The organism is Actinomadura livida, from assembly GCF_014648675.1.
Classification (GTDB): domain Bacteria; phylum Actinomycetota; class Actinomycetes; order Streptosporangiales; family Streptosporangiaceae; genus Spirillospora; species Spirillospora livida.
On the sequence record NZ_BMRO01000003.1, the window covers coordinates 160,820 to 162,412 of the forward strand.

1 protein-coding gene is annotated in these 1,593 nt (G+C 66.4%); it reads left to right on the plus strand.

The window, feature by feature from the left end:
* The first annotated feature begins 140 nt into the window (after nt 1–140).
* Nucleotides 141–1,565 (plus strand): type I glutamate--ammonia ligase, encoded by a 1,425-nt coding sequence (gene glnA, locus IEZ03_RS07420; protein WP_184886505.1) that lies wholly within the window; start codon nt 141–143, stop codon nt 1,563–1,565.
* Nucleotides 1,566–1,593: the final 28 nt, after the last annotated feature.

A 1,593-nucleotide genomic window follows, 5' to 3' on the forward strand; every position in this document is an offset into this window, starting at 1 on the left:
ATCCGGTCTCCTCCGGAGCCCGGATCCGGGCTTCCGCAGCGGGCGCACAACCCGTAACACAGCGGAAACATATGAGACACGGCCGGGAAACGGCACCGCCATAGCCTGCGGGAAGCCAAGTAGCGCCCCAAGGAGGCTGGATGTTCAGCAGCGCCGAAGAGGTCCTGAGCTACATCAGGAACGAAGGTGTGCGATTCGTCGACTGCCGGTTCGTGGACCTGCCGGGCAAGATGCAGCACTTCACGTTCCCCGTCGAGAGCTTCGGCGAGAGCGTCTTCACCGAGGGGCTGATGTTCGACGGCTCGTCGGTCCGCGGTTTCCAGGAGATCCACGAGTCGGACATGCTCCTGCTCCCGGACCCGTCGACCGCCGTCATCGACCCGTTCCGCCAGCACAAGACCCTGAACCTGAACTTCTTCGTGCACGACCCGCTGACGGGTGAGCCGTACAGCCGCGATCCCCGCAACGTGGCGAAGAAGGCGCAGGACTACCTGCGCGGCACCGGCATCGCCGACACGTGCTACTTCGGTCCCGAGGCCGAGTTCTACATCTTCGACGACGTCCGGTTCGAGACCAAGGCGAACGCCGGCTACTACTACCTCGACTCGGTCGAGGGCGCGTGGAACACCGGCCGGGAGGAGCCCGGGGGCAACCTCGGCGCCAAGCCCCCCTACAAGGGCGGCTACTTCCCCGTCCCGCCGATGGACCACTACACCGACCTCCGCTCGGAGATGGTCAGCCAGCTCCTCAACGCCGGCATCCACGTCGAGATGCAGCACCACGAGGTCGGCACCGCGGGCCAGGCCGAGATCGACTTCCGGTTCGACACGCTGCTGAAGACGGCCGACCAGCTGCTCCTCTACAAGTACATCGTCAAGAACGTCGCGCGCGCGGCCGGCAAGACCGTCACGTTCATGCCGAAGCCGATCTTCGGTGACAACGGCTCCGGCATGCACTGCCACCAGTCGCTGTGGAAGGACGGCTCGCCGCTGTTCTACGACGAGGTCGGCTACGCGGGCCTGTCCGACAACGCCCGCTACTACATCGGCGGCCTGCTCAAGCACGCGCCGTCCCTGCTGGCCTTCACCAACCCGACGGTGAACAGCTACCACCGGCTCGTCCCCGGCTACGAGGCCCCGGTCAACCTGGTCTACTCCCAGCGCAACCGCTCGGCCTGCATCCGCATCCCGATCACCGGCTCGAACCCGAAGGCCAAGCGCGTCGAGTTCCGCGTGCCGGACCCGTCCTGCAACCCCTACCTCGCGTTCTCCGCGATGCTGATGGCGGGCCTGGACGGCATCAAGAACAAGATCGAGCCCGCGGAGCCGATCGACAAGGACCTCTACGAGCTGCCGCCCGAGGAGGCCCGCGCCATCCCGCAGGTGCCCGGCTCCCTGGAGGAGGTCCTCGCGGCCCTGGAGGCCGACCACGACTACCTCCTCGAAGGCGGCGTCTTCACCCAGGACCTCATCGAGACCTGGATCACCATGAAGACCGAATTCGAGATCGACCCGATCCGCCTCCGCCCGCACCCGCACGAGTTCGAGCTCTACTACGACATCTGAGATGTCGGAGGCCGAGGGGCCCGGCGGC

What these genes read in the sequence shown, in the direction of transcription:
- glnA (WP_184886505.1), top strand. Translation starts at nt 141, where the DNA reads ATGTTCAGCAGCGCCGAAGAGGTCCTGAGCTACATCAGGAACGAAGGT.